The organism is Mycobacterium sp. NGS45, assembly GCF_059812645.1.
The window spans coordinates 23,748-36,123 of sequence record NZ_JCALDB010000032.1 but is presented as its reverse complement, the minus strand read 5'-3'; the positions used below and the strand labels follow the sequence as shown (position 1 = coordinate 36,123).

General features: G+C 68.6%; 12 protein-coding genes. 6 read left to right on the top strand and 6 right to left on the bottom strand.

Annotated elements, in window-relative coordinates:
• Positions 1-7: 7 nt before the first annotated feature.
• Positions 8-1,993, bottom strand: coding sequence for a M13 family metallopeptidase (locus AC5Y3P_RS21205; RefSeq protein ID WP_500047913.1), 1,986 nt, complete (start codon positions 1,991-1,993; stop codon positions 8-10).
• A gap of 67 nt (positions 1,994-2,060) precedes the next feature.
• On the opposite strand from AC5Y3P_RS21205, the gene AC5Y3P_RS21200 reads away from it, so the two are divergent.
• Both AC5Y3P_RS21200 and AC5Y3P_RS21195 read left to right on the top strand, forming a co-directional pair.
• On the top strand, positions 2,061-2,726 hold the full coding sequence (locus tag AC5Y3P_RS21200) for an Rv1363c family protein (protein WP_500047912.1): 666 nt from the start codon (positions 2,061-2,063) through the stop codon (positions 2,724-2,726).
• Positions 2,726-3,424 carry a hypothetical protein gene (locus AC5Y3P_RS21195; RefSeq protein WP_500047911.1) on the top strand — a complete coding sequence of 233 codons (699 nt, stop codon included), beginning with the start codon at positions 2,726-2,728 and terminating at the stop codon, positions 3,422-3,424. Before AC5Y3P_RS21200 ends, AC5Y3P_RS21195 begins: the two co-directional genes overlap by 1 nt.
• Before the next feature lie 52 nt (positions 3,425-3,476).
• Here AC5Y3P_RS21195 and AC5Y3P_RS21190 read toward each other — a convergent pair whose 3' ends face one another.
• From AC5Y3P_RS21190 to AC5Y3P_RS21180, 3 genes are read right to left on the bottom strand one after another with little or no spacing between them, the layout of a single operon-like run.
• Positions 3,477-3,887, bottom strand: a complete 411-nt coding sequence (locus AC5Y3P_RS21190) for a CoA-binding protein (protein ID WP_500047910.1) — start codon at positions 3,885-3,887, stop codon at positions 3,477-3,479.
• Between the two features lies 1 nt (position 3,888).
• On the bottom strand, positions 3,889-4,374 hold the full coding sequence (locus AC5Y3P_RS21185) for a helix-turn-helix domain-containing protein (RefSeq protein ID WP_500047909.1): 486 nt from the start codon (positions 4,372-4,374) through the stop codon (positions 3,889-3,891).
• Entirely contained in the window at positions 4,371-7,316 is a 2,946-nt protein-coding gene (locus tag AC5Y3P_RS21180; protein ID WP_500047908.1) for an MMPL family transporter, read from the bottom strand. Before AC5Y3P_RS21180 ends, AC5Y3P_RS21185 begins: the two co-directional genes overlap by 4 nt.
• A 342-nt stretch (positions 7,317-7,658) precedes the next feature.
• Here AC5Y3P_RS21180 and AC5Y3P_RS21175 point away from each other — a divergent pair, with 342 nt between their 5' ends.
• The 4 genes from AC5Y3P_RS21175 to AC5Y3P_RS21160 all read left to right on the top strand — a co-directional run bounded on the left by AC5Y3P_RS21175 (position 7,659) and on the right by AC5Y3P_RS21160 (position 10,816).
• Entirely contained in the window at positions 7,659-8,204 is a 546-nt protein-coding gene (locus AC5Y3P_RS21175; RefSeq protein WP_500047907.1) for a hemophore, read from the top strand.
• A gap of 140 nt (positions 8,205-8,344) precedes the next feature.
• Positions 8,345-8,719, top strand: coding sequence for a heme-binding protein (locus tag AC5Y3P_RS21170; RefSeq protein ID WP_500047906.1), 375 nt, complete (start codon positions 8,345-8,347; stop codon positions 8,717-8,719).
• A gap of 88 nt (positions 8,720-8,807) precedes the next feature.
• On the top strand, positions 8,808-9,476 hold the full coding sequence (locus AC5Y3P_RS21165) for a response regulator transcription factor (protein WP_500047905.1): 669 nt from the start codon (positions 8,808-8,810) through the stop codon (positions 9,474-9,476).
• Positions 9,473-10,816, top strand: coding sequence for a sensor histidine kinase (locus AC5Y3P_RS21160; protein WP_500047904.1), 1,344 nt, complete (start codon positions 9,473-9,475; stop codon positions 10,814-10,816). The genes AC5Y3P_RS21165 and AC5Y3P_RS21160 overlap by 4 nt, the downstream gene beginning before the upstream one ends.
• On the opposite strand, the gene AC5Y3P_RS21155 is transcribed toward AC5Y3P_RS21160, so the two are convergent.
• Both AC5Y3P_RS21155 and AC5Y3P_RS21150 read right to left on the bottom strand, forming a co-directional pair.
• Positions 10,758-11,120: a DUF3054 domain-containing protein gene (locus AC5Y3P_RS21155; protein WP_500047903.1), complete on the bottom strand. Its 363-nt coding sequence runs from the start codon at positions 11,118-11,120 to the stop codon at positions 10,758-10,760. The two genes, AC5Y3P_RS21160 and AC5Y3P_RS21155, sit on opposite strands and share 59 nt — an antisense overlap.
• On the bottom strand, positions 11,117-12,346 hold the full coding sequence (locus tag AC5Y3P_RS21150; RefSeq protein ID WP_500047902.1) for a M23 family metallopeptidase: 1,230 nt from the start codon (positions 12,344-12,346) through the stop codon (positions 11,117-11,119). The genes AC5Y3P_RS21155 and AC5Y3P_RS21150 overlap by 4 nt, the downstream gene beginning before the upstream one ends.
• Positions 12,347-12,376: the final 30 nt, after the last annotated feature.

Sequence of the window (12,376 nt, the reverse complement as noted above, 5' to 3'; positions counted from 1 at the left end):
GTGCGGATCAGCTCCAGATGCGCACGCGCTGTTGAGGTTCCAGGTAGAGCGCATCGTCGGCGCCGACGTCGAAGGCGTCGTAGAACGCGTCGATGTTGCGGATCACGCCGTTGCAGCGGAACTCCGGCGGTGAGTGCGGATCGGTGGCCAGCCGCCGAATCGCTTCGGCGTCACGAGCTTTGGTGCGCCACACCTGTGCCCAGCCATAGAACACCCGCTGCACCCCGGTCAGTCCGTCGATCACCGGCGCTTGCTGGCCGCCCAGCGAAAGCTGGTAGGCCAGCAGCGCGATGGACAGCCCGCCCAGATCGCCGATGTTCTCGCCGACCGTGAACGCACCGTTGACCCGATGTTCGGCGGCCAGCGCACGCGGCGTGAAATCGTCGTACTGCTCGATCAATGCTTTTGTGCGCGCGCCGAATTCGGCTCGGTCGGCGTCGGTCCACCAGTCCACCAGGTTGCCGTCGCCGTCGTACTTGGCGCCCTGGTCGTCGAACCCGTGCCCGATCTCATGCCCGATCACCGCGCCGATGCCACCGTAGTTGGCGGCGTCGTCGGCCTCGGCGTCGAAGAACGGCGGCTGCAGGATGGCGGCCGGGAACACGATCTCGTTCATGCCCGGGTTGTAGTAGGCGTTGACGGTCTGCGGGGTCATGAACCACTCGTCGCGGTCCACCGGAGCACCCAGCTTGGCCAGCTCGCGGTCATAGCCGTGGGCGTAGCCTCGCTGATAGTTGCCGTACAGGTCGCTGCGGTCGATCACCAGGGTCGAATAGTCGCGCCACCGGGCCGGGTACCCGATCTTGGCGGTGAACTTGTCCAGCTTGGTCAACGCGCGCTGCCGGGTCGGCGGGGTCATCCACTCCAGGTCGCTGATGCTGACCCGGTAGGCCTCGCGCAGGTTGGCCACCAACACATCCATCCGGGCCTTGTGCTCGGGTGGGAAGTGCCGCTCGACGTAGAGCTTGCCCACGGCGTCGCCCAGCAGGTTCTCCACCATCGCCACGCCGCGCTTCCAGCGCTCCCGGATGGCTTCGGTGCCGGTCAAGGTGCGGCCGTAGAACGCGAAGTCCTCGTCGATGATCTCGTCGGTCAGCAGCCCGGCCCGGGCGTGGATCAGCCGCCAGCGCAGCCAGTCCTTCCAGTCGTCGAGCGGTTCGGAGCTGAACAGTGCGGCGAACGCGGTCAAGAAGTCAGGCTGCCGCACCACCAGTTCGGCGGCCCGCTGCGCCGACGACCCCAGGCCGGCGATCCAGCCGGCCCAGTCGAACCCGGGTGCCTCGGCGACCAGCTCGGCGAAGGTGCGCAGGTTGTAGGTCAGGTCCGCGTCGCGGCGCTTGACCACGTCCCAGTGCGCCGCGGCCAGCTTGGTCTCCAACGCCACGATGCGGGCCGCGCGCTCGGCGTGGTCGGCCTCGGTGCCGCCGTAGACCAGCGCGAACATCCGCGCGATGTGGGCCGGGTAGCCGGCCAGGATCTCGGCGTGCGCCGGATCCCGGTAGTAGGACTCGTCAGGTAGCCCCAGACCGGACTGGCTCAGGTGCAGCAGGTAGCGGGTGGAGTCCTTGGAGTCGGTGTCGACGTACACCCCGGTGCCACCGCCCACCCCGGTGCGCTGCAAGGCGCCGACGACGGCGGCCAGCGCGGTCGGGTCGGCCGCGGTGTCGATCGTCGCGAGTTCCTCCAGCAGTGGCGTCACGCCGCGCTGCTGCACTGCAGCCTCGTCCAGGAAACTGCCGTACAGGTCGCCGATCCGCTGCTGGTCGGTGCCCGGTGCGGCGCCGCTGGCGGCGGCCTCGGTGATCAGGTCACGCACCTGTTCCTCGGCCCGGTCGAACAACGTCCGGAACGCGCCGTCGGTGGCTCGGTCGGCCGGAATCTGGTAATCGGTCAGCCAACGGCCGTTGACGTGGCCGAACAGGTCGTCCTGCGGGCGGGTTTGATCATCGACGTGGCTCAGGTCCAGACCCGAGCGGATTGCTTCAACCGTCACCCCGCCATGCTTACCAGAACGCGGCGGCCGCGCAGGTCGACGTTCGTCTGCAGGTACCCTCACGGCCATGTCCGACGACACCGAAGAGTCCTCCGCGACCGAGTCTGCCGCGACCGAGTCTGCCGCGGCCGAGTCTGGCTCGGCCGCGACCGCGCCGGCCGCACCCGACGCCCCGGCGCGCGGCCCGGTGTTCTCCCGTTACGGGCTGGTCTCGGCGGTGCTGGCGTTGGTGTCGGTGGTCGCGATCGTCGGGTTGTTCCTGATCTGGTCGGGCCATCGTGACCACGCGCGCGAGATGGAGCAGCGCACCGATGCCCTGGCGGTGGCCGCCGAGTGGACCAACATCCTGATCAACATGAACGCCGACAACGTCGACCAAAACATGAGCCGGTTGCACGAGATGACGGTCGGTCAGCTCAATGCGGACTTCGAGCAGGCGGTCGGCTCCTACGGCGACGTGGTGCGCAAGGTGAAGTCCACCAGCACCGGCCGGGTCGAGTCGGTGGCCTACGAATCGCTGCGTCACGATCTGGACCCCGAGTCCGGACAGCAGGCCGAGGCGACCGAAGCGCTGCCGCCGGAGATGGCGACCCGAACCGACACCGTCCTGGTGGTCGCCTCCCAGGTGGTCCAAAACGTCAGCGGCACAACGCAGAACATGTCCCGCAACCTTCGGCTGGACATCTCCGAAGTGGATGGCCAACTGCTGGTGTCCCGGCTGGAGGTGCTCTGATGCGTAACCGCTTGCGGGTGCTGGGCTTCGATCTCGCGGTGCCGATCCTGACCTTCGGTGCGCTGCTGCTGATCGGATGGTTCTTGGGTTGGCCGCTTTGGTGGGTTTCGGTGTGCTCGATCCTGGGCGTGCTGATCGTCCAGGCGATGGTGTTGAACTACCTGGGTTTTCGACGTGACCGGGTCACCATGGGCACCGACGACGACGGCCCGGTGCTGCGGTTGGCTGCCGTCGGTGTGCTGACCACGGCGTTGGTCGCAGCGCTGCTGGTCGGCTACACCCAGGTCACCCAGCCGGAACGGCAGCTCAACGCCGACGCCGAGGAAGTGGTGCGGATCAGTTCGGCGGTGTCGGAGGCCACCGCGACCTATTCGCCGCAGGACCCGGAAGCCTCGATCAACCGCGCGGTGGAGTTGATGGTTCCCGAGCAGGCCGAGGCGTTCCGCACCAATTTCGCCAAGACCGCCGAAGACCTCGCCGACAAGAAGATCTCGGCCCAGGCGCAGACCCTGTCGGCCGGTGTCGAAGCGCTGGGTCCCGGCGACGCGTCGGTGCTGGTGATGTTGCGTGCCACCCAGAACGCACCCGGGCAGACGCCCGGTGAAGCCCTGGTGGTGCTGCGGGTGGGACTGACCAAGCAGGACGGTCGCTGGCTGGTGTTCGGCGTGACGCCGCTCAACGCGCCCCCGGCTGAGTGATTTCGGTGCGTTGGGGGGCGCTGGGCGCCCCTGCGCGCACCGAAATCGCGAGCTAACGCAGGGCGGCGTGGTCGACCTTGAGGCAGCGGTCCTGGACCACCGCCAGTCCGGCAGCGCGCGCGGCGCCGGCCACGTCGTCGTCACGCAGGCCGAGCTGCAACCACAGCACCCGCGGCCGCTGCGGCAACGCCAGCACGTCGGCGAGCACAGCGGGCAGTTCGCTGCCCCGCCGGAACACGTCGACCAAGTCGGGCACCACCGGCAGATCCGCCAACGACGGGTAGGCGCGGTCACCGTCGACGGCGTCGACGGTCGGGTTGACCGGGTAGAGGGTGTAGTCGCCGGTGGCCTTGAGGTAGCGGTAGACCTCATTGCTGGCCCGGTGCGGATTCGCCGAGGCGCCCAGCACCGCGATGGTCTTGGTGTCGCGGATGATCTTGGTCAGTTCGGCGAGCTCGGACATGTCAGCGGCCTCCTTGCCGGTGCAGCTTCATCTTGGCGAACCGATCCGAGAGCCGGCGCATCCGGATCATCAGCGATGCGCTCGGGCTGACCTTGCCGGACAGGTAGTCGGCCAGATCCGGCGGCGGCACCCCGATCCGGGAGGCGAACTCCGGCTCGGACAAACCCGAACGGTTCAACAGCATCCGGACGTGCCGGGCGGCTTCAGCGCGCTCGTCGGCTTCCAGGTGTTCGCGACTTCGGGTCAGCACCTCGTGCAGGGCCTTGCTGATCCCCACCGCATCGGCGTCGGCGAGCACCTCCTCGACCTGGCGGGCGGTCCGGCCGAACGGGTCGCGTTTGATCGCCACCACGATGCGCTGCCACACCTCGATGTCACCTTGCTGCAGCGCAGCCCGGATGGCCGAGGTGGACCAGAACTCGACCGGGCGTTCGTCGGGGGCACGTCGAGGTTGACCATTGCCGGCATCATCAGCGGCCAAGGTCACCTCGTCTCCTCCAACATCGCCACGGCCATCTGAAGACACGAGTCCGTCACCCGGCCCCAGTCGCGGTCCGCGTCCTCGTCGACGTCGTCCTCATCGATCGGATGCGGGTCGGTCAACTGACGTACCAACCGGGTGGCCACCCAGCGCGGCTCCGATGTGCGACCACAGTAGTACTTGTCCATCCCGGCCAGCACCACCGCCGCGTTGTCGATCCCCATCGCGTCGGCCAGTTGGACGAACTCGGCGTAATCGCGGCGGCTGTCCCGGCAGATGATCAGGTAGGCCTTCAGCCGCAGGGTCTCGGCGCAGGTGGGGATCTGCAGCCGGTCCCCGGTGGGTAACTGCACCGTGGTGGTCTCGACCGGCACCCGCCGCTGCAGCAGCGCGTCGGCGGAGTCCACTTCGCCGGCCGCGTCCAGCGCATCCAGCGCCACCGACAGCCGGCTGCGCCACATGGTGACCGGATGCACGGGTCCGGCTGCCGCGGCGGCGCGCGCCGAGGCCCAGGTCCGGGTCGGGGCGTGCACGGCCCGGGAGCCGACGCGCATCGGTAGCGCTCGGGTGCGCGCGCCGATACCGCCACCGTCGCCGCCCTTGACCAAGTTGCCCAGGCCGGCGCAGCCGGAGAACGCCAACGGGTCGGCCACGGTGATCGCATCGGGCGCCAGGTCTCGCAGTTTGGCCGCGGACTTGACCACCACGCGCAGATCGCCACCCGGGGCCACCAGCGCGGAGATGTCGTCGGGAATCACCACGACGTCACCGAGATCGACCTTGGGCAACGGCTTTTCGAAGTCCACCGACGGCAGGATCCAATCCAGCCAGCGCGGCAGCCACCAGTTCCATTCGTCGAACATCGCCATCAGCGCCGGCACCAGCACCAGGCGGACCACGGTGGCGTCGACAGCGATCGCCACCGCGCAGGCCACGCCGAGCTGGGCCACCAACGGCATGCCGGCGAACGCGAATCCGATGAACACCGCGATCATGATCAGCGCGGCGCTGGTGATGGTGCGTGCGCTGGTGCTGACGCCGTAGGCGACGGCGTCGCGGGTGTCACCGGACTGCAGGAACCGCTCCCGAATCCGGGTCAGCAGGAAGATCTCGTAGTCCATCGACAGACCGAAGGTCAGCGCCAACACCAGCGGCGGGATGGTGCTGTCGATCGAGGACAACTGGGTGAAGCCCAGGCGTTCACCCCAACCCCACTGGAAGATCATCACCAGGCTGCCGTAGGCCGCCGCGACCGACAACACGGTCATCAGCACACCCTTGAACGCCAGCACCACCGACCGGATCGCGATCAACAGCATCACGAACGCGATCGCGGCCACGAACGCGAACACCAACGGTTCGGTATCGGCCACCCGATCGTCGAAGTCCTTGATCAACGCGGTGGGCCCGCCGACATCGATGGACGCGGCGTCGGCGCCCGGCACCGCGGGTAACCGGCTGCGCAGCCAGTCGACGGTGTCGCGGGCGGCATCGTCTTCCGGGTCGACCGAGAGCACGCCGGACAGCAGTGCGCTGCGCCCGTCGTCGGCGAACACCGGCGGGGCGACCGAGGCGATGTGGATCGAGCGGCGCATCTCTTCGCCGACGGCGTCGACCACCGCCACGTTCTGCGGTGCCGCGGCGTCGCCGTCGTCGAAATTGACCAGCACCCGGATCGGTCCGAGCGCACCGGGACCCACCGCTTCGGCCGCTGCGGCCACGCCACCGCGGATCTCGTGCGTCGGCGGGAACTGCCGCAACATGCTGTTGCCCAACACCATCGAGAATGCCGGTGCGGCGAGCAACAGCAACAACACCGAAGCGCCCAGCGCCGAAACCCAGGGCCGGCGCATCACCCCGCCGACCCATCGGGTCCAGAACCGGGACTGGGTGGTCTCCACCCGGCGTCCCCAGTGCAACAAGCGGGAGCGCTTGGCGATCGGGCGGCCGAACGTGGCAAGCACCGCCGGGGTCAGCGTGGTCGACGTCAGCACCGCCATCGCGACCGCCAGGATCGCGCCGGTGGCCATCGACGCCAGCACCGGGGTGTGGATCAGGTAGATGCCGGTGACCGACGCGATCACCGTCATGCCGGAGAGCACCACCGCCAGCCCCGAGGTCGCCATCGCGGCGTCGGTGGCCTGCGAGACATCACGCCCGGCCCGCAGTTCCTCGCGGAAACGCATCAGGATGAACAGGGAGTAGTCGATGGCCAAAGCGATGCCGAACATCGACACCGTCGAGGTCACGAACACACTCATGGTGGTGAACTGCGACAGCAGGAACACCACGCCCATGGTGACCACCACGGTGCAGACCCCGACCAGCAGCGGCACCGCCGCCGCCGCCAGCGAGCCGAACACCGCCAGCAGCACGATCAGCACGATCGGCAGGTTCCACTGCTCGGCCTCGGCGACGTCGCTCTTGGTGGATTCGGAGGCGGCCGCGCCGAGTGCGCCCTGGCCGATCACGTAGAGCCGGACCCGGCCGTCGTTGAACTCACCGGGATCCTCGCCCGAGATGCCGACCTTCTCGCGCAATTGCTTGGCGACGTCGACCGCGCCGGTGTTCTCGAAATCCAACTTCAGTGACACCACGTACGGACGGTCGGGTTTGGGCGCCGGCTGGGTGGGACTGGGTACCAACTGCACGCTGGGCACCTCGGCGGCGGTGCGCTCCAGGAAGCCGACCGCGTCGCGCATGTCGGCGAAGGTGGCGTCCGCCCGCGGCGCCGCGACCAGGGCCAGCGGTGAGGCCCCCTGATCCGGATAGTGGTCTTCGAGCACCCGCTGTACGTGCAGCGACTGGGATCCGGCGACCTCGAAGCCGCCGCCGGTCAGGTTGCCCGACTCCGTCAGCGCCAGATGCACCGACGGCACCAAAGCCAGCAACCACGCGGCGAACACCAGCCAGCGAAATCTGCGCAGACTGCCGCTCAGGCGCATCATGAACTGCTGGATGGCTACTCTCCCCGTGATCTCCCCGCGCTCGTCGGATGGTGCGGAATGGGTGCCGCGAGCCTACCGCAGCAAGCTGTGATCACGTCGCCGTGAACAGCTGGTTGTGTGGCGTTCACCACATCGCCACGCGGCCCGAATCGCGGTCCGGTGGGCGCCGCCGGGTTCGGCATTTGCCCTGCTGGGTCCGGGCGCGGCTGGCCGGTCCCACCGCTGCGGTGGCACCATGAAACGGTCTCGGGCGCCCCGGTGGGCACCGGCTGTGGCTACCGCCGATGAAACGAGACCGCACCGGGCGCCGATGACGTTGCAAAACCGTAAGGAGAAATCCCCATGGCTGTGCTTCGCCGCGGCGCCGTATGCGCCGCTGCCGCTGCTGCTCTGATCGGTGCCGCGTCGGTGGGGTTGGCGACTCCGTCGGCGGCTGCCCCCGACCCGTGCGCGGCCAGCTCGCTCGCCACCACCATCGGCAAGGTGGCCAACGACACCGGCAGCTACCTGCAAGCCAACCCGGCCGCCGACAAGGCGTTGACCGCGATCTCGCAGCAACCCGCCGGGCCGCAGACGGTGGCCGCGCTGAAGACCTACTTCGACGCCAACCCCAAGGTTGCCAAGGACCTGCAGACCATCCAGCAGCCGCTCACGTCGTTGAGCAGCAAGTGCAAGTTGCCGGTTTCGCTGCCCCAGCTGCTCGGCCTGATGCAGAACGCGCAACAGAGCGGGGCGCTACCGACCGGTGCGGGCACCCCGGCCGATACCGCGTTGCAGGCGCTCTCGGGTGCCGGAGTCACCGGGCCCGAACCGGGGCCCCGTAGCTCGGCTCCGGGTCCGGCTGCCGTTCTTCCCGGACCGCGGTCGGCGCTGGCCGGCTTGCCCTGACCCGGAATTGGACGGCGTTTGGGCACATTCTCCCGGTGAGCTCCTCGCAGGGCAGGAAAGTCGCCGCGGAATCTGATTAGCTATGCAGGTCAGTGTCGCGTTGGCGCGGCCTTGCACCTGAAGCTGAAGGAGCCCGAACCATGTCGTTCTCTGCCCGTCGTGCAGTCCTCGGTGCACTCGGCGCCGGCGTTGTCGCCGGTTCCGCGCTGCTGGTCACCGCACCGTCGGCTCTCGCTGACCCGCCGCCCAACTGCACCGCGGCCGACCTGGCCGGCGTGTCCTCCGGCGTCTCGGCCGCGACTTCGGCCTACCTGCACACCCACCCGGACGTGAATGCCTTCTTCACCAGCCTCGAGGGCGCCGACCGGGAAACCATCCGCAACGAGGTGAAGGCGTACCTGGCGGCCAACCCGCAGGTCGACGCGGAGCTGACCACCATCCGCCAGCCGCTGCTGGACATCAAGAACCGCTGCGGTGACACCAACGGCGACGGTCTGACAGACGCTCCTGCCTGACCGGGTGCCCGGACCGGAGCATTCCGGGCCGACCCGCTCTGGGACCAGCTCGGCTGCCGGGCAGTCCCGGACGAGGCCGTCGATCCTGATGGTCGATGACGATCCCGACGTTCGTACCTCGGTGGCGCGCGGACTCCGCCACTCCGGGTTCGACGTGGAGGTCGCCGCGTCCGGCAAGGAAGCGCTGCGGGTCCTGGCCGCCGGCGGCCAGGACGCCCTGGTGCTCGACGTGCAGATGCCCGAACTGGACGGCGTGGCCGTGGTCACCGCGCTGCGCGCGGTCGGCAACGACATCCCCATCTGTGTGCTGTCGGCGCGGGACACCGTCAACGACCGGATCGCCGGATTGGAAGCCGGTGCCGACGACTACCTGACCAAACCGTTCGACCTCGGGGAATTGGTGGCCCGGCTGAACGCGTTGCTGCGCCGTGCGGCGCACTCCGAGGAACGTTCCGAGGCCATGGTGATCGGACCGTTGACCATCGACACCGCCCGCCGGATGGTCGCGGTCAGCGGCGAACGCGTCGAGTTGACCAAGCGTGAGTTCGACCTGCTGGCCGTGCTGGCCGAGAACGCCGGGGTGGTGCTGTCCCGGCAGCGGCTGCTGGAACTGGTCTGGGGTTATGACTTCGACGTCGACACCAACGTCGCCGACGTCTTCATCAGTTACCTGCGGCGCAAACTGGAACGCGACGACGTGCCGCGGGTGATCCATACCGTGCGCGGGATCGGATACGTGCTTCGGGCCGACTCGTGAGCCGCTACCGCACCTCGCTGCGCACCCGGGTCGCGGTCGCGGCGGCGATCGCGGCCGCTGCCGTCGTGGGCGCGCTGGTGGTGCTGACCTCGATCGTGTTGGCCAACAACGACACCGATCAGTTGGACCGCCGACTGGACGCGATCATCGACGCCAGCGCGGGCTCCAGTGGCGAAGCCGGACATGAGGTGCTCACCACCGGGCGGGACCCGGCCAGCGGCGAGGTGGTCTTCCAGCGTGGCCTGCAGCTGCCCAAGCTGGCACCGGGCACCGAAACCGTCCGGGTCAACGGCGTGGACTACCGGGTTCGCACGGTGTTGCTGGACCAGCAGGACGTGCTGATGTCGATCGGGATCCGCGGCGATTCGATCCTGCTCAACCGGGCACATCTGCCGGTTTATGTGGGCGTGGGGATCTTGGCCCTGCTGATCGCCGGCGGGCTGGGCTGGCTGCTCGGCGGGGTGGCCACCCGTCCGCTGCGCAGGCTCACCGAGCAGACCCGACGGCTCGGCAAGGGCGGCGCCGAACAGATCGAACCGGTGCACGGCGCCAAGGAGACCGAGGATCTGTCCGAGGCGATGATCGACATGCTGACCCGGCTGGCCGCCGCACAAGCCGATACCCAGCGTTCCCTGCAGGCAGCCCAGGACTTCGCCGCCAACGCCGTCCATGAACTGCGCACCCCGTTGACCGCGATGCGCGCCGATCTCGACACGCTGCGCATCCACGACCTGCCGGCCGCCGAGCGTCAGGAGGTGGTCACCGACCTGGCTCGCGCGCAGCGGCGAATCGAAGCCACCATCACCGCCCTCGGCCACCTGGCCTCCGGTGAGCTGGCGCAGGTAAAGGACCGGGTGCTGATCAGCGTCGAGGAGTTACTGGATCGGGTGGCCCGGGAAAACAACCGGCCCAACCCCGATGTCGAGATCGAAGTACATGCCGATCCGATGGCCACCGAGGTGTTGGGTTGGCCGGACGGGCTGCGGCTGGCGGTGGACAACTTGGTGCGCAACGCCATCACGCACGGTCGGGCGAAGCGGATCGTGTTGACCGTGCGGCGCACCGACACCCACGTCGCGATCGTGGTCGACGACGACGGCTGCGGGGTGCCGGAGGCCGAACGCACCTCGGTGCTGGGACGGTTCGCGCGCGGCAGCACCGCGAGCGGCGGCGGCACCGGTTTGGGTCTGGCGCTGGTCCAGCAGCAGGCCACGCTGCACGGCGGCGGCTTGGCGCTGACCGACAGTCAGCTCGGCGGTTTGCGGGCCACGCTGACGATCGCTAACCAGCCCGACGCAGCCCGGCCAAACCGCGCCAGCCCAGTAGCAGAACGCCGGTGACCAGCGTGGCCACCACGATGAACGCGGTCGCGATGCCCTGCCCGGTGAGTTTGCGCACCAGCATGCCGACCAGCACGGTGCACAGCCATACCGTCAGCCCGGTGGGCGCCAGAGCGGTGGGGCGACGCCAGCCGCGGCTCAGCAGCCAGCCCAGGGTCGCGCCCACCGCGAATGGCGTTGCGGTCTCGGCGATCCCGGCGACCGTCAGGCCTTCGGCATGACTGCGCCGGCCCGCGGTGGCGAAGGCCACCACGCAAACCAGGTCGGCGAGTAGGGCGGCAATCGTTTTCTGCGTCGAACTCATTGTCCGACAGCGTAGTTCATCACGTCCAGGACCAGCGGCATGACCTCGGCCTGGTCCTGGACGGCGAAGCCGGCAGTCCGGGCCACGGCCTGGCCGGTGAACGCCGCATCCAGGGCTTCGGCAGACGGGATCCGCTGATCGAGGCGGAAGGTGTTGAAGACGAACGGTAAGCCGTTGGCAGCCATCGGATCTGGGTTGTCCATCAGGTGGAAGTGCAGGTGCGGCGCATCGGTGTTGCCGGAATTGCCCAAGCCGGCGATGCTTTGACCGGCCTGCAGTTCATCGCCGGCTTGCACGGTGATGCTGCCCGGTTTCAGATGCGCGTAGAACGCGTAGTTGCCGTCGCCGAGATCTTGCACCACGTGGTTGCCGCCGTACTGGTCCAGCGGCAGCCCGGTCGGTGACTTGGTGGGCACCTGCTCGGGCAGGTTGTCGACCACCGTCACCACCTTGCCCGGTCCCACGGCGTGCACCGGGGCGCCGTAGTAGGCGTAGCTCTCGGGTTTGGTGGGATCACCGGTGAACAACCGGAAATCACTGGTGAGTTGGACGTAATCGATGGCGTAGCGCTCCGAGAACCACAACTGACCGTTGATCGGGTTGGCGGCCATCCGGTGCGTGGTCATGTCACAGCACCCGTTCACGTCGACCCAATTCGGGCCGTCCAGCGGTGGTGCGACGGACGCCGGCGTGCGGTCGGACACCGCGGCCGGGGCGACGTCCTGGGTCAGGTTGGCCGGTACCAGACCGGGAAGTGGTTTGGCCACATCGAGATTCACCGAGTGGGTGATCTCGGTCGGCGGTTCCGAGCCGTGGTCGATCACGACGTCCAGCCACACGATCGCGGTCTGCCCCGGACCGATCACCAGCGTCGGCTCGGCCGGGTTCCCCAACGTCCGGGTCCAGTACCGCAGGTTGTCCCCGGACAGCGTGAGCAGGTGGCGATCGCCGTCCTTGGCGGTCAGCGAGCGCAACGTCGCGTTGCCGGCCAGTGCGTTGGTCAAGGTGAGTTCATAGACCAGATGGGTGCGGCCGTCGGTGGCGGCCACCGGGACCGGTTCACCCAGCGCCGTACCGATCAGTGGGGTCGGCACCGCCGGTGGACGGGTCTCCGGTGCCGGCGCGGCGTCGTCCTGCGGTTCCGAGGACGACGAACACCCGGCCAGCAGGGTCAGGGCAGCGCCGAGCGCCAGCAGCTGCACACGTAACTGCCGATGAAGTCTCATGCGCCGATCCAATCACGGCGCGGCTGCCCG

Coding starts and splice junctions, on each gene's coding strand:
- AC5Y3P_RS21200 (WP_500047912.1), top strand. CDS start 2,061: ATGTCCGACGACACCGAAGAGTCCTCCGCGACCGAGTCTGCCGCGACC.
- AC5Y3P_RS21195 (WP_500047911.1), top strand. CDS start 2,726: ATGCGTAACCGCTTGCGGGTGCTGGGCTTCGATCTCGCGGTGCCGATC.
- AC5Y3P_RS21190 (WP_500047910.1), bottom strand. CDS start 3,887: ATGTCCGAGCTCGCCGAACTGACCAAGATCATCCGCGACACCAAGACC.
- AC5Y3P_RS21180 (WP_500047908.1), bottom strand. CDS start 7,316: ATGATGCGCCTGAGCGGCAGTCTGCGCAGATTTCGCTGGCTGGTGTTC.
- AC5Y3P_RS21175 (WP_500047907.1), top strand. CDS start 7,659: ATGGCTGTGCTTCGCCGCGGCGCCGTATGCGCCGCTGCCGCTGCTGCT.
- AC5Y3P_RS21170 (WP_500047906.1), top strand. CDS start 8,345: ATGTCGTTCTCTGCCCGTCGTGCAGTCCTCGGTGCACTCGGCGCCGGC.
- AC5Y3P_RS21165 (WP_500047905.1), top strand. CDS start 8,808: ATGGTCGATGACGATCCCGACGTTCGTACCTCGGTGGCGCGCGGACTC.
- AC5Y3P_RS21155 (WP_500047903.1), bottom strand. CDS start 11,120: ATGAGTTCGACGCAGAAAACGATTGCCGCCCTACTCGCCGACCTGGTT.
- AC5Y3P_RS21150 (WP_500047902.1), bottom strand. CDS start 12,346: ATGAGACTTCATCGGCAGTTACGTGTGCAGCTGCTGGCGCTCGGCGCT.